The 18,569-nt window shown below is 72.4% G+C and carries 13 protein-coding genes; 8 read left to right on the forward strand and 5 right to left on the reverse strand.

Features of this window, described 5'->3' with window-relative positions; genetic code table 11:
• Nucleotides 1-127: 127 nt before the first annotated feature.
• The gene (locus ACF089_RS13710; protein ID WP_392025757.1) at nt 128-4,465 is read left to right on the forward strand and encodes a thioester reductase domain-containing protein; all 4,338 of its coding nucleotides are present in this window, start codon (nt 128-130) and stop codon (nt 4,463-4,465) included.
• A 72-nt stretch (nt 4,466-4,537) separates the two neighbouring features.
• Here the strand turns inward: ACF089_RS13710 and ACF089_RS13715 are convergent, their stop codons facing one another.
• Nucleotides 4,538-5,713 (reverse strand): acyl-CoA dehydrogenase family protein, encoded by a 1,176-nt coding sequence (locus tag ACF089_RS13715; protein ID WP_392025759.1) that lies wholly within the window; start codon nt 5,711-5,713, stop codon nt 4,538-4,540.
• Nucleotides 5,714-6,953: 1,240 nt separating this feature from the next.
• Between ACF089_RS13715 and ACF089_RS13720 the strand changes: the two genes are divergently transcribed.
• From ACF089_RS13720 to ACF089_RS13735, 4 genes are read left to right on the forward strand one after another with little or no spacing between them, the layout of a single operon-like run.
• Entirely contained in the window at nt 6,954-7,898 is a 945-nt protein-coding gene (locus ACF089_RS13720; RefSeq protein WP_392025761.1) for a hypothetical protein, read from the forward strand.
• A 5-nt stretch (nt 7,899-7,903) separates the two neighbouring features.
• Complete coding sequence (locus ACF089_RS13725; protein WP_392025763.1) at nt 7,904-9,241, forward strand: ParB N-terminal domain-containing protein; 1,338 nt, start codon at nt 7,904-7,906, stop codon at nt 9,239-9,241.
• Complete coding sequence (locus ACF089_RS13730; RefSeq protein WP_392025765.1) at nt 9,238-11,121, forward strand: DEAD/DEAH box helicase; 1,884 nt, start codon at nt 9,238-9,240, stop codon at nt 11,119-11,121. The genes ACF089_RS13725 and ACF089_RS13730 overlap by 4 nt, the downstream gene beginning before the upstream one ends.
• A 9-nt stretch (nt 11,122-11,130) precedes the next feature.
• Entirely contained in the window at nt 11,131-12,069 is a 939-nt protein-coding gene (locus tag ACF089_RS13735; protein ID WP_392025766.1) for a DUF3883 domain-containing protein, read from the forward strand.
• Nucleotides 12,070-12,235: 166 nt separating this feature from the next.
• On the opposite strand, the gene ACF089_RS13740 is transcribed toward ACF089_RS13735, so the two are convergent.
• Together ACF089_RS13740 and ACF089_RS13745 are read right to left on the reverse strand one after the other, a co-directional pair.
• Entirely contained in the window at nt 12,236-13,030 is a 795-nt protein-coding gene (locus tag ACF089_RS13740; protein ID WP_392025768.1) for a GIY-YIG nuclease family protein, read from the reverse strand.
• 475 nt (nt 13,031-13,505) lie between these two features.
• Nucleotides 13,506-14,153, reverse strand: a complete 648-nt coding sequence (locus ACF089_RS13745) for a very short patch repair endonuclease (protein ID WP_392025769.1) — start codon at nt 14,151-14,153, stop codon at nt 13,506-13,508.
• On the opposite strand from ACF089_RS13745, the gene ACF089_RS13750 reads away from it, so the two are divergent.
• Complete coding sequence (locus tag ACF089_RS13750; RefSeq protein WP_392025771.1) at nt 14,120-15,349, forward strand: DNA cytosine methyltransferase; 1,230 nt, start codon at nt 14,120-14,122, stop codon at nt 15,347-15,349. The genes ACF089_RS13745 and ACF089_RS13750 overlap by 34 nt on opposite strands.
• A gap of 112 nt (nt 15,350-15,461) precedes the next feature.
• Entirely contained in the window at nt 15,462-16,472 is a 1,011-nt protein-coding gene (locus ACF089_RS13755) for a DUF4928 family protein (protein WP_392025773.1), read from the forward strand.
• Nucleotides 16,473-16,536: 64 nt separating this feature from the next.
• On the opposite strand, the gene ACF089_RS13760 is transcribed toward ACF089_RS13755, so the two are convergent.
• Entirely contained in the window at nt 16,537-16,929 is a 393-nt protein-coding gene (locus tag ACF089_RS13760; RefSeq protein WP_392025775.1) for a hypothetical protein, read from the reverse strand.
• Entirely contained in the window at nt 16,923-17,828 is a 906-nt protein-coding gene (locus ACF089_RS13765; RefSeq protein ID WP_392025777.1) for a maleylpyruvate isomerase N-terminal domain-containing protein, read from the reverse strand. Before ACF089_RS13765 ends, ACF089_RS13760 begins: the two co-directional genes overlap by 7 nt.
• Before the next feature lie 51 nt (nt 17,829-17,879).
• Here ACF089_RS13765 and ACF089_RS13770 point away from each other — a divergent pair, with 51 nt between their 5' ends.
• The gene (locus tag ACF089_RS13770) at nt 17,880-18,374 is read left to right on the forward strand and encodes a MarR family winged helix-turn-helix transcriptional regulator (protein WP_392025778.1); all 495 of its coding nucleotides are present in this window, start codon (nt 17,880-17,882) and stop codon (nt 18,372-18,374) included.
• Nucleotides 18,375-18,569 lie beyond the last annotated feature (195 nt).

The raw sequence follows: 18,569 nt of genomic DNA on the forward strand, positions 1-18,569 counted from the left end.
TGATGTGGGTGCGGTGGAGGGGGTGGCGGGGTATTTCGCGGGGTTGGGTCGTCGGGTGCGGCGGTTGTCGGTGTCGCATGCGTTTCATTCGCCGCTTATCGAGGGGATGTTGGAGGAGTTTCGGACGGTGTTGAAGGGGGTGGAGTTCGGTGTGCCGGGGGTGGGTGTGGTGTCGACGTTGTCGGGTGGGGTGGTGGTGGGTGAGGAGTGGCGGTGTGCGGATTATTGGGTGCGGCAGGTGCGTGAGGCGGTGCGGTACGCGGATGCGGTGGGGGTGATGGAGGAGCAGGGGGTGTGTACGTTCGTGGAGATCGGCCCCGGCTCCGTACTCACCGCGCTCAACCGGAGCATCCTCGCCGACCGCCCCGGCGCCCGCCCCGGCACCCGCTCCGTCGCGCTCCAGCGCGGCGGCCGCGCCGAGCCCCGCGCCCTGGTCGAAGGCATCGCGGACCTGGGCCTCACCGGCGTCCGCGTGGACTGGGAGGCGTTCTTCGCCGACACGGGCGCCCGTACGGTGCCCCTGCCCTCGTACGCCTTCCAGCGCCGGCGCTACTGGGTCGAGGCCGCCGCCGCGTCCGCCGACGCCGCCGGACTCGGTCTCGACCCGGTCGTACACCCCTTCCTGGGCACGGCTCTGCCGCTCGGCGACAGTGACGAGACGCTGCTCACGGGCAGTCTGTCGGCGCGCGCCCACCGCTGGCTCGCGGAGCGCGCGGTGGCCGGGGACGCCGTCGTACCGGACGCGGTCCTCGCCGAACTGGCGATCCGCGCGGGCGACGAGACGGGCTGCGGCGTGCTGGAGGAACTGGCCCTGGACGAGCCGCTGGTGCTGCCGCCCGGCGACGGCGCGCTGAATCTCCAGGTCAAGGTGGGCGCGGCCGATCACGAGGGCCGGCGCGCGCTGACCGTCCACTCCCGTCCCGGCGACGCCGGGGCCTCCTGGATACGCCATGCCCACGGCACCCTCGCCGCCGGCCCGCTCACCCCGCTCGCGCCGGTCTCGCCCGGATCGTGGCCGCCCGCCGGCGCCGAGCCCGTCGACATCGACGGCCTGTACAAACGGCTGAGCGCCGGGGGAGTGACCTACGGCCCCGGCCCGGCCGTGCTGACCGGGGTGTGGTGGCACGACGGCGGGATCTCCGCCGAGGTGCGGCTGTCGGACGAGGCCGTCGAGCGGGCCGACGCCTTCGGCGTCCATCCGGCGCTGCTGGACGCCGCCCTGCGACCGGTGCTCGGCCCGCTGCCCGCGGTCTCGCGGTGGCGGGGCGTACGCCTGTACGCCACCGGCGCGCGGGAGGTGCGGGTCAGGATCACCCCCCTCCCGGAGACCGCGACCTACGCGCTTCGGCTGACCGACCCGGCCGGCGAACCGGTCGCCGACGTGGACGCCGTCACGCTCGGGCCCCTCGCGCCCGAGGCGCTCGCCGCCGCCCGGGACCGGGACCACGACGCGCTGTTCCGCGTCGACTGGAGCCCGCGCGGGCTCGCGCCCGCGACCCTGCGCTGGGCGGAACTCGTCCTGGACGGCGGTGCGCCGGACGGGGACGGGCCGGACGGGGACGGGCCGTACGGGGACGGGCCGTACGGGGACGGCCCGTACGGGGACGGGCCTCATGCGAGCGCCGGCCCGGACCGGGACGAGCCGGGTGCGGGCGGCCCGTACCGGGGCCGGTCGGGCGTGTCCGCCCTGGCCGCCGCCGTCGCCGCCGGTGCGGAGATCGACGCCGTCCGCGTACGCCTCGCCTCGCCGCCCGGCGCCACACCCCCCGAGTCCCTCCACGCCACGGTGGGCCGGGCCCTGGAACTGGCCCAGCGGTGGCTGGCCGAGGACGCGCTCAGCGGCGTCCCGCTGACCGTGCTCACCAGCGGCGCGGTGTCCACCGCCGACGGCGAGGACATCGGCGACCTGGGCGCGGCCGCGGCCTGGGGACTGCTGCGCTCGGCGCAGTCCGAGTCGCCCGGCCGGATCGTCCTGGCCGACGTCCCCGACCCGGGCGCGCCCGGTCTGGACGCCGCCCTGTCCGCCCTGGTGGCCTCCGGCGAACCCCAGGCCGCCCTGCGGGACGCCGGGCCCGCCGCCGACTCCGGCCCCCGGGTGCTGGCGCCCCGGCTGGTGCGCCAGGACCGGGCGGCGGGCGACGCCGCCGGACCGGTCTGGGACCCCGAGGGCACCGTCCTGATCACCGGCGGTACGGGCTCCCTCGGCGGGCTGTTCGCCCGCCGCCTGGTGAGCGAGCACGGGATACGGAGCCTGCTGCTGGTCAGCCGGCGCGGCGCGGACGCCCCCGGCGCACGGGAGCTGTGCGACGAACTGGCCGCCCTGGGGGCCTCGGTCACCGTCGCGGCCTGTGACGTCTCCGACCGGGAGTCCCTCGCCGAGGTACTGGCGAAGGCGCCCGCCGAGCGCCCGCTGCGGGGCGTGGTGCACACCGCGGGCGTCCTGGACGACGGGGTGATCGCCGCCCAGACGGCCGGCCGGCTCGCGCGGGTGCTGCGGCCGAAGGCCGACGCGGCCTGGCATCTGCACGATCTGACCCGGGACCTCGATCTGACCGCCTTCGTCATGTTCTCGTCCGTCGCCGCGGTCGTCGGCGGCCCGGGCCAGTCCACCTACGCCGCCGCGAACGGCTTCCTCGACGCCCTGGGCCGGCACCGGGCGGCCCATTCGTCGCCCGCCACCTCCATCGCCTGGGGCCTGTGGGCCCAGTCCTCCGAGCTGACCGGCGAACTCACCGAGGCCGACCTCCGGCGCATCGCCCGCAGCGGCTTCCTCCCGGTCGCGACCGAGCGCGGACTCGCCCTGTTCGACCTCGCCCTGCGATCCGGCCGGCCCGACGCGGTGGCCACCCCTCTGGACCTGGCCGCGATCCGCGCCCAGCCCCGCGTCCCCGCGCTGCTCGGCGCGCTGGCCCGGGTCCCGGCCCGGACCGTCGCCCACGACCCCGCCGGTACGGGACCGTCCCTCGCCGACCGGCTCGCCGCCCTGGACGGCCCGGAGGAGCGGCACGCCGAGATCCTGGCCGCCCTGCTGGACGAGACGGCCCGGGTGCTGGGGCGCTCCGGCCCCGAGGGGATCACCCCGGACCGGTTCTTCCCCGAGCTGGGACTCGACTCGCTCACCTCGGTCGAACTGCGCAACCGGGTCGCCGCGCGCACGGGTCTCGACCTGCCCGCCACCGTGGTGTTCGACCACGCGACCCCGCGGGCCCTGGCCGCGTATCTGCTGACCGAGCTGGACCCGGGCGGCGCCGACGCCTTTGGACCTGCCGCCGCCGACGCCGTCGACCACACGGCCGACATCCGTCTCGACGACGACATCCGCCCGGCCCGCGAAGTGGTCCGCACGGTCGCCGACCCGGGGGAACTGCTGCTCACCGGGGCCAGCGGCTTCCTCGGCGCGTTCCTGCTGCGCGACCTCATGCGCACCACCGAGGCCCGTGTCCACTGCCTGGTGCGCGGCGCCGACGAGAAGGCGGCGTACGAGCGGCTGCGCGGCAGCCTGGAGTGGTACCGGGTCTGGGACGCCGTCGACGAGGACCGGCTCACCGTCGTGGTCGGCGATCTCGCCGAGGAGCGGCTCGGCCTGGACGAGGAGCGGTACGACGCGCTGGCCCGCACGGTCGACGCGGTGTACCACGCGGGGGCCTCGGTCCACTGGCTCAAGCCGTACCGGGCGCTGCGCGACGCGAATGTCCGGGGCACGGCGGAGATCCTCCGGCTCGCGGCCCGGCACCGCACGGTCCCCGTGCACCATGTGTCCACCGTCGGCGTGTTCGAGGGGCCCGTCACCCCCGGCGTACCACTGAGGACGACCGACCCGACCGGGCCGGCCGAGGCGCTGCCCAGCGGCTATCTGCGCAGCAAGTGGGTCGCCGAGCAGGTGGTCGAGGCGGCCAGGGAGCGGGGTCTGCCCGTCTCCGTCTACCGGGTCGACGTCATCTCCGGCGACCGCGACAACGGCGCCTGCCAGACCCGGGACTTCGTCTGGCTCGGCCTCAAGGGCCTGATCCAGGCGGGGCTGGTGCCGTCGGGGGCCGGCGGCCGGTTCCATCTGCTGCCCGTCGACTATGTCAGCGCCGCGATCCTGGGCGTCTCCACCCGCCCGGAGGGCGCCGGAGGCACGTACCACCTCTTCAACCGCAGCTCGCTGAGCCTGGCGGAGTGCGTGACCGAGCTGCGGAGGCTCGGCTACCGGCTGGGGGAGGCGGAGCCGGAGCGCTGGCGCGAGGCGGTGCGGGCGGACCGGGACAACGCCCTGCTGCCGCTGCTGCACGCCTTCGAGCTGATGACCTCGGACACCGACGCCTTCTACCCGGCGCTGGACACCGGGGACACGGAGGCGGCGCTCGCCGGGACCGGGATCAGCTGCCCGCCGCTGACCGGGGAACTCTTCGCCAAGTACGTCGAGTTCTTCGTGGCGGAGGGCCACTTCCCGCCCCCGCCCCGGACGGCGGAAGAGGCCTAGGTCGTACGGGAACGGGCCGCCGGCCGCACCCTCGGGTGCGGCCGGCGGCCCGTTCCCCGCCTGCCGGTCCGGTCAGAGGATGTCGCTGCCCGGGTCGAGTCCCAGCAGCACCCGGCCCTGCACCTCCAGATTGGTGTGCACCTGGGCCAGCGCGTGCAGCGAGAAGCCGAGAAGGTCGCGGTGGTGCCGCTGGAACGGCACACTGCGCTTGATCACCGAAGCGCCGCTGAGCGCGTACAGCAGCTCCACGGCTTCCTTCGCCAGATCCGCCGCGAACGCGGTCTGCCCGCGGACCTGCGCCTTCTCGGCGTCGGTGGGGCGGCCTCCGGCGTCGGTGCGCTCCTGGAGCAGCGAGATGACCCGGTCGTTGAGCGCGGCCCCGGCCTCGATGCGGTTGGCGGCCGCGGCGACCTGCTGCTGTGTCAGCGGGTGCTGCCGCTGGTCGTCCCACGAGGTGTAGGTGATGCCGCGCCCCGGGATCCGCTCCAGGAAGAGCTGGTACGCGCCCCGGGCGATGCCGGTGGCCATCGCGGCGTACAGCGACATGATGAACGAGACGATGCCGTAGCCCCGCCCGGGGACCTCCGCGTTCCAGCGCTCGCCGGTCTCGCCCGCCGTGGCCCCCTCGTACGAGACCAGCCGCTGGGCGGGGACGAAGACGTCCTCGGCGACGACGGTGGCGCTGCCGGTGCCCCGGCCCGCGGAGACGTCCCAGTCGTCGACGATGGACAGCTCCCGCAGGGGGACGAGGGCGAAGACCACCTCGTCGGAGCCGTCGGCGCCCTCCAGTACGGAGGCCACGCAGTCCCAGTCGGCGTTGTGGCAGCCCGAGTTGTAGTTCCACCGGCCGTTGAGCCGGTATCCGTCCTCGGCGGGGGTGAGCCGGCCGGTCGGGGCGAATCCGAGCGACACCCGGACCGAACCGCTGTCGAACACCTCCTTCTGCGTCTCGTCCGGGAACAGGCCCGCCAGGACCGCGCCGGTGAGCCAGACGGTCATGTTCCAGCCGGTCGAGGGGCAGGAGCGGGCCACCTCGCTGACGACCTCCGCCTGCCGGGCGAGCGGAAGCCCCAGACCGCCGAAGCGCTCGGGGACCGCCATGCGGAACACTCCGGCCTGGTCGAGTACCCGGAGGGTCTCCCGTGGCACCTGTCCGCGTTCCTCCGCCTCCGCGCCGTGTGCGGCTATCACGGGGGCGGCCGCGCGGACCTGTTCCAGGACTTCGGCCGTCTGCTGGCGATCAGTCATGCGTTCCTCCGAACCGGTTGTGCCCGTGGGGAAACGGGCTTTCCGTTCGGAAACTAGCCAGGTCTGCGCACCGTTCGGCCATCGCTCAGTCATTGACCGGTCATTCGTCCGCCGAATTGCGTCGCAATGCCGACGGAAGGGCTGCCGCACGCCGCCTCGCAATGCCGGTGAGCGGCTTACCGCTTTCGGCCACCGGCCGACCGGCCGCTTCGGCCACGGCCATTGAAGCGGGTGTGACCGCCCTCACTCGCGGCCCCGGCCGCCGGGACCTCGGCGGGTCCGTCGACCGAGCGCCACACGCGTAACACGCGCGTAACCTCGCAAGCCACACATTAGCGTGCCGACCGATGGCACAGCGGGCCGGCCGGACGTTTGGACAGAAGGTCCATGGATGGCATTCGGACACCCCATGGGCCCCTTTATGGCCTGCGCGGGCAAAAAGCGACGACGACACCCCGCCCGCACCCCTCCCACCCACCGCACCCCCGCACTCCACGCCCCGCCCTCACCCCCGCGCCCGACACCGATTCTCGGCCACCCCGCCCCCAGCGCCCCCTCACCGGGCCGCCCACCGCCCGGATGGCCGTGTCTCGCCGCCGGGAGGGGGCCCCTCCGGGCAAGGGCCCGCCGCCGGCCGGGCTTGATGGGACGGACCGGCTCGCCGAGCCTCTCAAGGCTCGGCGAGCATTCGCTGCTTCTCCGGATTCCGGGGTCCCTTCGCCGACCTCTATCCGCACGACGAACTGATTCTTCGTGCGGTAGGCAGAAGGGCTGAATGTCTATTGTTTGTTCATCCTTGTTTACCTCGAAGACGCCCGGTGTATGACCAGTTCTGGCCTGCCGGGAAGAGGATGCCGACGGTCTGCGGCCGATGTTTCGATACGTTCCCCGTCGTCAGGGATTGGCTGGAAAGGCGCGGATCGGCGCGTGGCGAGGCGACTTCGCCGATTCTCACGACGGCGAAAGACCGCGACCGACGACTTCCGCTGCCGCACCTCGGCGGACCGGCGCTCCGGAGCATTCACTTCGAAGCCGTGCGAATGGCCGACCGATGTGCGGCGGTCGCCGACATCGGACACGGACGGAGTGCGCACCCGGGAAGGGGGGCGGACGGCGAAGCGGGCGAAGGCTCCGGGCGCTGAACGCCACAACGCCCCACGAGGCGGCGCGAGACCGATTTCCAGCAGCGGAGCTCTTGGTCCGGAGGACACTGTCTGACCCCGTTGCTACGATTCTCCCCTTGCTCTCTGAAAAGACGGATGTGCGGGCCGACCTGCGCGCGACGCAGAGTGCGGGGACCGGGTACGTCCAACTCGCCAGGGGAACGGGGAAGCCGCGCATGGGGGCAGAGGAGTCCGCGCCGTGCCGTCACGCTGGAGCTCCTCCGGCCGATGTCGTCGAGAGGGTCTCGCAGCTGATCCGGAGTCTCGGGGCCGAGGAGGACCTGCTCACCCGCCACGGCATCACCGCGGGGGAGTTCCGCGAGGCCTTGGGGCCGACGATCGAGAAGATGCGCGGCAGCTCGAGCGCCGGCGTCTCCGACCGGCGGCAGTTCATGCGGGGCATGCTGGACCATCTGGTCTCCGCCGGGCTGGTCGACCACGTCGGGGAACCTCAGTACGGCGACGACACCGTCTATCGCCTGTCGGTCCCCGGCATGGCCGAGGATGTGGCCGTCATCCAGAAGGGATGCCCCGACGGCGCGCACAGCAGTCTGAGATGGTCGGTGCCCGACTGGGCCGGCGAAGCGTATCTGTGGTGGGTGTGCGGCAGCATGAACTACCACCCGGGCGCGCATGTCCACAAGGGCGTCCAGAGGCTCTTCCAGCGCTTCACCGACGACCAGCCGGACCAGATCGCCGGAGTGATCTTCCACAGCGATCTCTGCGGCGGATCCCGGCGCCTGTGCCCGAAGATGGACCACGCCGTCGTGATCGAGGGGCGGGAGACGCCGCCGCCCTGCGTCTACGTGATGCCCGACCGGGATCCCTCCGTCAACGAGTGGAACTGGAACGGCGGTCAGAAGCGCGCGTTCCCGACTGTGCTCATGAAGGCTTTCGGCATCGCGGAGGAACAGGCGTCGCTCTTCGTCGGTGACATCGGCTACCGCCTCGTGGGCGGCAAGCGCAAGACCAACGTCGTCTCGAGTTACGGCCTCGGACGCAGGACCTCGCACAGGAGCTGACCCGCATGCACTTCTCTTCTCTCGACCCGGACCGGTCCCAGTTCATCGCGGCACGCCTGAGCGGGGCGCGGAAGTCCATGCCGGTCCCCGCCTGGCCGCGTTCCGAGAAGGAGCTGCCGGTCGTCGAGCTGGAGGTCGCCTGGGTGCGGTTCTCGGTCATCAACCACCGCACCAAGGCCGAGCAGATCCGCGAGCAGCGCAAGGCGGGCCGTGACGACCTCTTCAGCCGGGATCCGCTCGGCGGGGAGGCGCAGAGCGCCCAGTACGCGATTCTGCGCGGACAGGACGGCTTCGAAGACCTGAAGAGCGATCTCAGGAGCCGGGGCCAGCAGGAGCCCGCGATCGTCACCGCCGACGGAGTCCTGATCAACGGCAACCGGCGGTCGGCGGCGATGCGCTCGCTGTTCGTCGACGACGACGTGCGCGGCGCCCACTACGTCAAGTGCCTGGTGCTCCCGGCGGACGCGACCGCCGCCGAGATGGTCGACCTGGAGACGGAGCTGCAGGTCGCGAAGGACTTCAAGCAGGACTACTCGTGGATCAACGAGGCTCTGCTCATCGAGGAGCTCTACGAGCGGGAGAACAAGGACTTCAAGCGCGTCGCGGAGCGCGTGCACCGCAAGCCGGACGAGGTGCGCGACTACTACGAGAAGATCCAGCAGGTGCACCAGCTGGTGGCTCTCTCCGAGGGGACGCGGGAGTACGTCGACTTCATCCCCAACGAGTCGGCGTTCGCCGAGCTGGCGAAGCACATCAAGAACAAGTCCGAGTCCGAGGCGAAGGCCGTCAAGGACGTGTACTTCCTCGGCACGCTGGCCGGCGTGGAGTACCGGAACCTGCGCCACCTGCGCCGGCCGGACGCGGCGGATCTGGTCGTCAGCGAACTCCGGACCAACGCCACCCTGGCTCCGCTGCTCGACGCCGGCTCCGGAGCCTCGGCTTCCGCGTCGGCCTCGGAGGACGACGACCTCCTGGACTCGTTCCTCGAAGAGGAGCCGGCCGCGTCCGAGCCGCTGGAGAACATCCTCCGCCTGGCCGCCACGAAGGGGCCGGAGGAGATCGTCCAGATCGCGGACGGCGGGTCGATCGAGATGACCGACCTGCTGAAGAGCCTGCGCGACGTGGTCAAGAGCGCTGCCCAGGAGGCGGCGGAGGACACACAGGACCGCAGGGAAGTCACCGCTCCGCTGGACCGCGCGGAGAAGGCCGCGGCCGAGCTGACGCGCATGATCGACGCTCTGCCGAGAGCCCGCCGTTATGAAGACTGGGACGAGAGGGAGTTCTCCGCGAGGGTCGAGAGGCTCGAGCGGCTCCTGCGAACGGCCAAGGGGTCGTCGTCTTGATCCACGCCGAGCTGTACCAGGAACCGAGACCGGTCGTCGTTCTCGAGAAGCGCCCCGGGGCCGGCCTCGGGGCGTGGGCGAGCATTCAGGAGGCGCTCGCCCGGGGCATCGTCGGCGGCTCCAGCGACCGGACCGAGGTACGGGTCGAGGTGTTTCTGGCAGAGCTGAACGTGATCGGAGCGGTCCGCAGGCGCTACGCCCAGAAGGTCGATCTCGGCCCGGCCCTGCGGGCGCAGATCCAGGCGCTGGCGGCGGATCAGAAGCGGCGGCAGGCCGCGCTGGACGCGCCCGTGACCTCCGTCTCCCTCTCGGGCCTGGAACGACAGCTGGCGGCCGCGGGCTTCATCCGGACGCTGAAGCCGTTCCAGCTGGAGAACCTGGCGCGGATCGTGCGGCTGCCGCACGCCGCGGACTTCTCGGTGCCCGGGGCGGGCAAGACGACGGTGGCGCTGGCGAACCATTCCGTGGCGCGGGCCACGGGACAGGTCGAACAGCTGTTGGTGATCGCGCCCATCGCCGCCTTCCCCTCCTGGAAGGAAGAGGTCGAGGCCTGTCTCGATCCGGCGCCGAGACTCGTCGTCCACCACGGCTCCGGCTCGCCGATCTTCATGAGCACGCGGATCCTGCTGACGAACTACAACCGGGCGGCGAGCGACTACGACCGGATCAGGGACTACGTGGTGCGTCGTCCCACCCAGGTCGTCCTGGACGAGGCGCACCGCATCAAGCGCGGTTCGGGCGGCGTGCACGGGCGCGCCGTGCTCGATCTGGCGTACGCCGCGCGCCGCCGCGATGTGCTCACCGGGACGCCCGCGCCGCAGGGCGCGCACGACCTCGTGGCCCCGGTCCGCTTCCTCTATCCGGGCCAGGACCGCAAGATCCTCCCGGAGAGCGCCTACAACGAGCGCAACGGCCGGGACGAGGACGTGGTCCGCGACACGGGCGAAGCCATCGCGAAGTACTTCGTCCGTACGCCGAAGGCGCGGCTGGGACTGCCGGCGACGAAGATCATCTCTGAGTCGAGGGAGATGCGGCCGATCCAGGCGGCGATCTACGAGGCGCTCGTCGGCCGGTATCGGGGAGAGTTCGCGCTGGCCGTCAAGGAGCGCCGGGACTTCGACCGGCTCGGCCGGATCGTGATGTATCTGCTGGAAGCGGCCACCAACCCGGCGCTGCTCGTGGCCGGCTCCGACAAGGACGACGAAGAGGGCTTCGTCCACCCGCCGTTGCGCGTGAAGGGCGACGAGCCCTTGATACGGCTGCTCCAGCGGTACCAGGCGCACGAGGTGCCGTGGAAGTACGACCGCGTCCGGGAGATCGTCGCGGAGGAGGCGGCGCGGGGCCAGAAGGTCCTCGTCTGGTCGACGTTCGTCCGGAATCTGAAGATCCTTCGCTCCTTCCTGAAGGAGTACGAGCCCGCGGTGGTGCACGGCGGCGTACCGTCCGCGGACGGGAATCCGCCGGCGAACGCGGTGACGCGGGAGGCCGAGTTCGACCGGTTCCGCAACGACCCGGCCTGCAAGGTCCTGCTGGCCAACCCGGCCGCGTGCGGCGAGGGCGTCAGCCTCCAGCACTGGTGCCACCACGCGGTCTACCTGGACCGGACGTTCAACGCCGGTCACTATCTGCAGAGCCAGGACCGCATCCACCGCATCGGCCTCGCGGAAGGGACTCTCACCCGGTTCACGCTGCTGCTCAGCCGGGGCACGATCGACGAGACCGTGGACGGACGGCTGCGGGAGAAGATCGAGGCCATGGCGAAGCTGATGAACGACCCGGGGCTGGTCCGCGTGTCGCTTCCCGAGCCCGACGAGCACGTCGAGGGAGCGGCCGCCGCGGACGACGACATGCAGGTCGTCTCGGCCATGCTGCGGGGCTGAGGAGGGCCTGTGGATCTGCTCCCCCGGCACGGCGTCGTCTTCGCCGTGCTGCATCTCGCCCGGGTGGCGGGACTCGCGCCGCGCACGGGCGTGGACGAGTGGGTGAGCGCCGCGCTGGGCCACGGCTCCTACATGACCGCGGCGACGGACCTCCGGTCGCCGGCGCGGGCGCTGGTCCGGGCCGGGCTCGCGTCGGTGGGCGACGAGGGCGAGATAAGAGTGGCGCGTTCGCTCGCCGCCGCGGCGGCGCCGAGAGGAGGAGCCCGGCACGCGATGCGTCATGCGGCGGTCGCGCTGCTGGCCTCCCAGCCTCCGGCGTGGCTGCGGGTCGCGGTCAACGCGGAGGGCGTCGAGCGCGCCTACATCCCGCAGCCGGATCTCGAGGCTCTGAGCTGGCTGGAGGAGGCCCTCGACGACGTCCTGGCGGAGGCCCGCCGACTCGTCGGCGATCCCGACGGCGCCGATCTGTCCAAGGCGATCGGCGACGCCGCGGAGGAGATCGTCGTGGCGGCGCTGCGCGCGGCGGGCAAGGAGCCCGTGCACGTCGCTCTCGTCTCCGACGCCCATGGGTACGACGTGGACGTCTGCGAGGGACCCGTCCGGTTCCTCGAGGTGAAGTCGGCCGGGCCGAAGACCCTGTCGCGCTTCCATCTCTCCCGCCACGAGTTCGACACGAGCGTCCGGCAGGGCGACGCCTGGCGTCTCGTCCAGGTGGTGTTCGCGGCGAGCGCGTTCGTCGCCGACCCGATCACGGCCGCGGACGTCAGCTGTATCCGCGAGCTGCCCGCCTCGGTGCTGAGGGACCTCGTGCCCCCGGACTCTCCCGAGTTCCGGTGGGAGGAATCGGCGCTCATCGCTCCGCCGCCGGACTCCTGGCGGCCGAGCGCGCTGCGACCGGATCCCTGCTTCGTCCGGCCGGGCTTCGCGAACGCGGAAAGCCGCCCCTGAAAGCGGAAGCCGCCGGGCCCGGGCCCGGCCCCTGAGGGGAGCCGGGGGCCGACCGTTCGATCGACCGCATCGCGTCGACGATCGCGAAGGGGGCCTTGGACGAAACCGCTTCAGGCGGCGGACCGCAGCGCGGCGGTTCGCGGCGCTGCGGTCCGCAGGCCCCGCCTCAGTCGGTGTCCGAATCCGAGCCTTCGGCGTCGGGATCGTCGACGGCCGACTGAGAGCCGGCGTGCTCCTGGAGGACGGTGCCGACCAGGGCTTCGATGCTGATCGCGTCGGCGGAGGGGGCCGGCAGGCCTTGAGCGTGCGCGAACCGGGACGCCGCGAGGTGCGCCAGTCTGACCGCCTGGATCACGATCACCCTGCGCAGCCCGGCCGAGACCACGCCCCTCTCGTGTGCCACGGCGGTGAGCCGGGACAGGGTCTCGGCGCGCCGGGCTATACGGACGTCCGGGTGCCCCCGCTCCCTGCGGGTCGCGTCGCTGATCAGCTTGAACCGCCGCGACGGGGGGAGTGCCGCCGGCTCGGAGAGCGGAGGGATCTTCTCGTTCAGGATCGCGTTGAACCTGCTGCCGTCGATCGCGTGGAGATAGGCCGAGTACTCCAGGGTGTCGAGCTGTTCCCGGGCGGCCTCGTCCTTCTTCGGGGTGTCCTGAAGATCCCAGAGCGGCCAGAGCTCCATCTCGGCGACCTCGAAGATGTCGAGAATGCGCATCGCCACCGCATCGCTGCGCTGGTTGGTCAGGTGACGACCGATCCGCGTGCGCAGCTTCTCGTTGGTCTGGCCCACATAGATGGGCTCCCCGTCGTAGTCGTAGAAGGCGTAACAGCCCCACCGGGCGTCGGCCCATGTGCGCCCTTGGGGGTCCTTCTCGCTCATTGCCTGCGTCAGCAGCTTCCGGAAGTCCTGGACCTGCGGAGCGGCCAGGGCGAAACGTTTGGGCACGGAGTGCGCGGCCATGAATCGTCGTCCTCGGGTACGTCGATCGACAGGGGAAGAAACCGGCCGGGCGCCGAAGTCGCCTCACGGGCGCCCGAGCTTCAGCGAGGCTATGTCATGGGTCTGACAGTGCTGTCCGCGGCCGTCCGGCCCGCGGCAGGCGCCTCCGACGGGGCATGCGCTGGAGCCTCGGCCGGGGGCCGACGGAGGGGCTCCTCCCGGCCGCCGCGAGACCGCGGGGCCGGGGAGACCGGCGCGTCGGATCGATGAGCCCTCGCGGAGGCTGTGCCCGTTTCCGTTCGCGAGCCGTCTCGCCGCCCCGGACGCATGCGCCCTGGCCGGACCGACGGCGGGGCGTCGGGCGCGGAGATCCGGAGCGCGCCGCTCCTCCGGCGCGGGTCGCCGCCGCGACCGCCCGGACGGCCCGGACGGCCCGGACGGCCCGGACGGCCCGGGCGATCCGGCGTCCGGCGAGGACGCCGGGCGCGCTCCGCTGTCAGTCGGTCGCCTTCGGTGAGCGGCCCGGGCCCTTCCGCCGCGCTGCGCTCACCGCGGCCTCGACCCGGGCCGCCGCCTCGACGGGGTCCTCGTGCTCCCAGACGCGTACGACCGCCCAGCCCGCCTCCGTCAGCCGCTGGTTCGTGTCCAGATCGCGCGTCCGGTTCCGTTCGACCTTCGCGGCCCAGTACGCGCCGTTGCGGACGGCGACGGTGTGATGCTCGGGGCACCCGTGCCAGAAACAGCCGTCCAGGAAGACGGCGACCTTGGCACGGGTGAAGACCAGATCGGCCGTGCGCCGCAATTCCTTGATCGGGCGCGCGGCGACCCGATACCGCATGCCGCGGCTGTGCACGGCACGCCTCAGCGCCAGCTCAGGCCCGGTGTCCCGGCTCCGGTTCGCGCGCATGCTGGCGCGCGAACCGTCCGAAGAGGCCCACGACGCCGCGGACCTCTCCGCGCGCTCGGTCTTCTCGGCGGCCCTGTTCGCTCGGCCCGCGCCTGACGCGGCCCCGGTACTCCCAGCCATGGGGGATACGGTAGACGTGTTCCGGGGCGCCGACCTCCAGGTCCTCCCTCTTGCCGCCTGCCCACTCCCGTAACATCGGCCGGGTGACTCTAGCGCTTCCCCCCGACTCCGAGACATCCGCCGCCTCCGCCGAGCCGGAGGGTGCGGCGCGATTCGAGGTGGCCGAGTTCTTCGCCGGAATCGGGCTGGCCCGCCTGGGGCTGGAGCGCGCTGAAGTCGGCTTCGAGGTCACCTGGGCCAATGACCTCGACCCGCAGAAGCAGGACATGTACGCGAGGCACTTCCCGGACACGAAAGATCACTACGTGCTGCGGGACGTACGGGAGATCGCGGGCGACATGGCCTCCGGCACCGCCCCCGGCCGCGTGCAGCTCGCCTGGGCCTCCTTCCCCTGCACCGATCTTTCTTTGGCAGGCGGCCGCTCCGGGCTGGCGGGCGAGCACTCCAGCACCTTCTGGGACTTCACCGCGGTCGTCGAGGCGATGCGCGACCGCGACGGCGCCGTGCCCCCCGTGGTCGCGATCGAGAATGTGAACGGCTTCGCCACCAGCCACAAGGGCGCCGATCTGAAGGCGGCCGTCGAGCGTCTGAACCAGCTCGGCTACTGGGCGGACGTCGTCACGCTGGACGCGCGCCGTTTCGTGCCCCAGTCCAGACCGCGTCTTTTCGTGATCGCCAGCACCCTGGAGACGCCTCCCTCCGACGAGAGCCGCAACACCCAGCTGCGCCCCTCCTGGCTGGACGCAGTCCTCGACGACGAGAGCCTGCGGACCCACCGCACTTTTCTCCCCGAGCCGCCCGGGATGCGAACCGAAGGGTGGACCGCCCTGGTGGACCCGGACAACGATCCCCATGTGGAGTGGTGGGACGCCGGCCGCGTCGCCAAATTCTCCGCCCAGCTCTCCGAGATCAACCTCGGCCGTGTCGAGCTGCTGAGCCGAGAGCCGGAGGCCTCCTACCGCACCGCGTACCGCCGGACGCGCAATGGAGTCCCCGCCTGGGAGATCCGTGCCGACGACGTGGCCGGCTGCCTGCGCACCGCACGCGGAGGCTCGTCCAAGCAGGCCGTGGTGCGCATGCAGAAGGGCGAACCGATGGCCGTCCGCTGGATGACCGCACGCGAGTACGCCAAGCTCATGGGCGCCCCCGGGTACCGGCTGCCGCCCAACCGCAATCAGTCGATCATGGGGTTCGGCGACGCCGTCAGCGTCGACGCGGTCAAGTGGCTGGCCAAGCACTACCTTCAGCCTCTGCTCGCCGGCACGCTCGCCGGCCGCCGGCTGCCCGACCCGCGCCCGGCCGAAGAGCGATAGCCGCACCGAACCCTCTCGGCGGACCGCCGCGATTCCGAACCGCAGCCCCGGCGCCCCGGCGCCGTCCCGCCCGCACGCCTGCCTCGAATCGCCCCGCACCCAGGAGGAACACATGGTCGCCCCGCACCCCGAGGACGTCACGGCCGAGGTCGAGGACGCCGCGGGCGTGCTCGTCGACACCCTGCGGACCTGGTACGAGGGGAATCGCGACGCCAAGGGCGCCGTGAACGCCAACGTCATGTGCGCCGGCCTGTACGTGACGGAGTTCCTCGCCCAGCACTACCCGCTCGAACCCGATCACTATCTGGCGCCCTCGCAGGTGAAGACGGCCGGCGGCCCACAGGTGCAAAGACTGCTCGCCCATCACGGCGAGACCCGTACGTTCACCAGCGAAGGCGGCCGCACATCGCGGGCCACGATCCGGCACGCCCGCGCCGTCGCGGACCTCCTCAACGAGAAGGGCTCCGAGACGGGGCTGGCCGGATGGACGCTCGCGGAGCGCACCGCCCTGGCCTCCCTGCTCCAGGCCTGGTTCGTGGGCCGGGTCCGGGAGGACTACTTCGGCCGCAGGAGGATCGAGGCTGAGATCAACCCCGACAACCCGGTGCGCACGGCCGTCGCCGCGCTCATCGAGGCGGGCCGCCAGCGCGGCGGCAACACGGCGGGAGCCGTCGCCCAGCATCTCGTCGGCGCCAAGCTGAAGATCCGCTTCCCTGACGAGGACGTCAACGTCGAGAGCTACACCACCGCGGACGTACAGACCGGCCGCGCGGGCGACTTCCAGATCGGCGACACGGCCATCCACGTCACGATGTCTCCCGGCGAGAAGGTCTTCACGGAGCGCTGCGCCCACAATCTGCGCCACGGCTACCGGCCCAGGGTCCTCGTCCCCGACAATCGCGTCGTCGGCGCCACCCAGATCGCCCAGGATCTCGGCCTGGCCGACCGGGTCGCCATCCAGTCCATCGAGGACTTCGTGGGCACCAACATCGAGGAAGTGGCGGGCTTCGGCAAGGCCGCCGTCCGCGACCGCATACGCGAGTTGCTCACCGAGTACAACGTCCGCATCGAGCAGGCCGAGGCCGACAAGTCCCTGAAGATCGAGATCCCCGAGAACCTCTGAACCGCCCTGCCGCTCCGGGCTCGGCGACGTCAGCGGCCCGGGCGCCGCGCCGAGGGTCGTCGGTTCATGGGGCGCCCCCGGGGCGGAGGATCGCGCGGGCGCGGGTCCAGGTGGTTGTGGGGTCGAAGTGGGGGGAGGGCCAGGTGGTTGAGGTGAGGGTGCCGCGGGTGCGGTAGCGGCGCACGATCGTGGTGTGGGGCGGCCAGATGACGAAGCGGTGGAGGGCGACCGCGTCGCGCCAGACGGCGACGGCGCCGCAGCGGCGGGCGGTGGGGGAGGTCCACAGCCAGACTCCGTGTGCTCCCTCCAGTTCCTGCCAGCGCGCCGTGAGACGGCGGGCCGCGCGGTGGACGCCGGGCAGGTCCGTGATTCTGTCGAGGGTGAAGTCGGTGACGCTGACCAGGACCGGGCCGCCCAGGCCGTGGTCCGCGCCCGGAGTCCATGAGGACCTCAGCATGCCGTGCCCCGCTCGGCCCCGGGGCGGATCGGGCCGCCGGCGGCGGCCGGCGCCGGGCTCCGCCACTCCGGGGATCTGCCCAGCGCCGTGAGCAGATGCTCCAGTCGGCTCGCGCGGTGGCCCGGGAGCAGCCTCGGTCCGAAGGGGCTGCCCGGAGCGAGCCGCGAGTCGCCGTCCGGGATCGCGCGGGCCGTCGGCATCGCGGCGCGCACCAGATCGGGGTCGGGATCGTGGGGGAGGTCCAGAGCGCGGGCGATGTCCCAGCTGTGCGCCACGCAGTCCGTGAGGTGGAAGGCGACGGCCCGTAAGGCCGGGAACGTCCGGGCGGTGGTGATCTCCGGCAGGGCGAAGGGGCGGTCCGGGTCGGCCAGGGCAGCGAAGGCGGTGATGACCCGCTCGGCCGCGGCCGCGTACTCCCCGAGGATCCCGGCGGTCTCGGCAACCCTGACGGCCTCGTCGCGCCCGACCGCCCCGACCTGCCCGACTGCTTTGTCGCGCCCGGCGGCCCTGACGGTCTCGTCGACCCGGACCGCCCCGTCTGCCCCGACCTCCCCGTCTGCCCTGACCTCCCCCATGGCCTCGACCTCCTCGACCGCCTCGTCGCGCCCGACCGCCCCGGCCTCCCCCACGGCCTCGGTGTCCCCGACCGCCTCAGCGGCGCGCGGCCGAACCACCCACTGCGCCGGATCCGCGCCGAACCCCCTCGCCGCCGCCGCGAACCCCCGGTGCTGGGCCGCCATGTGCGCGAGCAGATCGGCCAGCGTCCACCCCGCGCAGGGCGTGGGGCGGGACAGATCCTCCCGGGTCACCCCGCGCGCCAGGATCACCGTGCTCCGGATCGCCCGCTCGTCGAGCCGTCGCAGCCGTTCGAACTCCACCAGCTCCATGACTGTATGCATGTGCTTACGATGTGCGTGTGCTTATTAATTGTCAACGGGTATTTTCGTGACATGGCTGAGAACGCCGCCCAGGGCGGCAGCGCGTCGGAAGCGCGGTCCACCCGTCCCGATCTCGCGGCGATGATGGTGCCGTTGGGCCGCGCCCTGATGGACGCGGAGCGGCCGATTCTCGACGCCCACGCGCTGTCCATGTGGGCGTACACCGTGCTGCTGCACCTCGACGAGACGCCGATCCGCACCCAGGCCGCCCTGGCCGAGGCCGTCCGGGCGGACAAGACCCGCATCATCGCCGTCCTCGACGATCTGGAGACGCGCGGACTGATCCGCCGTCTGCCCGACCCCGGCGACCGGCGAGTGCGCCTGCTGTCCCTCACCGCCGAGGGGCGGCGGCTGCGGGACGAGGTCCAATCCGCCGTTCAGGACGGCGAGGAGCGTCTGCTCGCCGCCCTGTCGCCCCGCGATCGCGCGGGATTCATCGAGGGCCTGCGCACCCTCTCCGCACTGCCCGACCTCACCCTGACCCCGCCCGGCCCCGACCCCGCTTGACCCCGCCCCGCGCCCACCGTCTCTGCCCCCGCCCCGCGCCGACCGTCTCTGCCCCGCCCCGATCTGCCCTCGCCCCGCGCCCACCGTCTCTGCCCCCGCCCCGCGCTGCCCCGCGCCGCCCCTGAGGACCACCCCCACCCCCCACGGTAGGTTGACGCCAAAACGACAAGCGCTATCCGGACACGTCCGAAACGA

The organism is Streptomyces sp. NPDC014894 (assembly GCF_043080985.1).
Taxonomy (GTDB): Bacteria; Actinomycetota; Actinomycetes; order Streptomycetales; family Streptomycetaceae; genus Streptomyces.

Bases quoted from the DNA above. Each gene is read 5' to 3' on its own strand.
- ACF089_RS13725 (WP_392025763.1), top strand. From the start codon at position 7,904: ATGCACTTCTCTTCTCTCGACCCGGACCGGTCCCAGTTCATCGCGGCA.
- ACF089_RS13745 (WP_392025769.1), bottom strand. From the start codon at position 14,153: ATGTCTCGGAGTCGGGGGGAAGCGCTAGAGTCACCCGGCCGATGTTAC.
- ACF089_RS13760 (WP_392025775.1), bottom strand. From the start codon at position 16,929: ATGCTGAGGTCCTCATGGACTCCGGGCGCGGACCACGGCCTGGGCGGC.
- ACF089_RS13770 (WP_392025778.1), top strand. From the start codon at position 17,880: ATGGCTGAGAACGCCGCCCAGGGCGGCAGCGCGTCGGAAGCGCGGTCC.
- ACF089_RS13765 (WP_392025777.1), bottom strand. From the start codon at position 17,828: ATGCATACAGTCATGGAGCTGGTGGAGTTCGAACGGCTGCGACGGCTC.
- ACF089_RS13740 (WP_392025768.1), bottom strand. From the start codon at position 13,030: ATGGCCGCGCACTCCGTGCCCAAACGTTTCGCCCTGGCCGCTCCGCAG.
- ACF089_RS13755 (WP_392025773.1), top strand. From the start codon at position 15,462: ATGGTCGCCCCGCACCCCGAGGACGTCACGGCCGAGGTCGAGGACGCC.
- ACF089_RS13715 (WP_392025759.1), bottom strand. From the start codon at position 5,713: ATGACTGATCGCCAGCAGACGGCCGAAGTCCTGGAACAGGTCCGCGCG.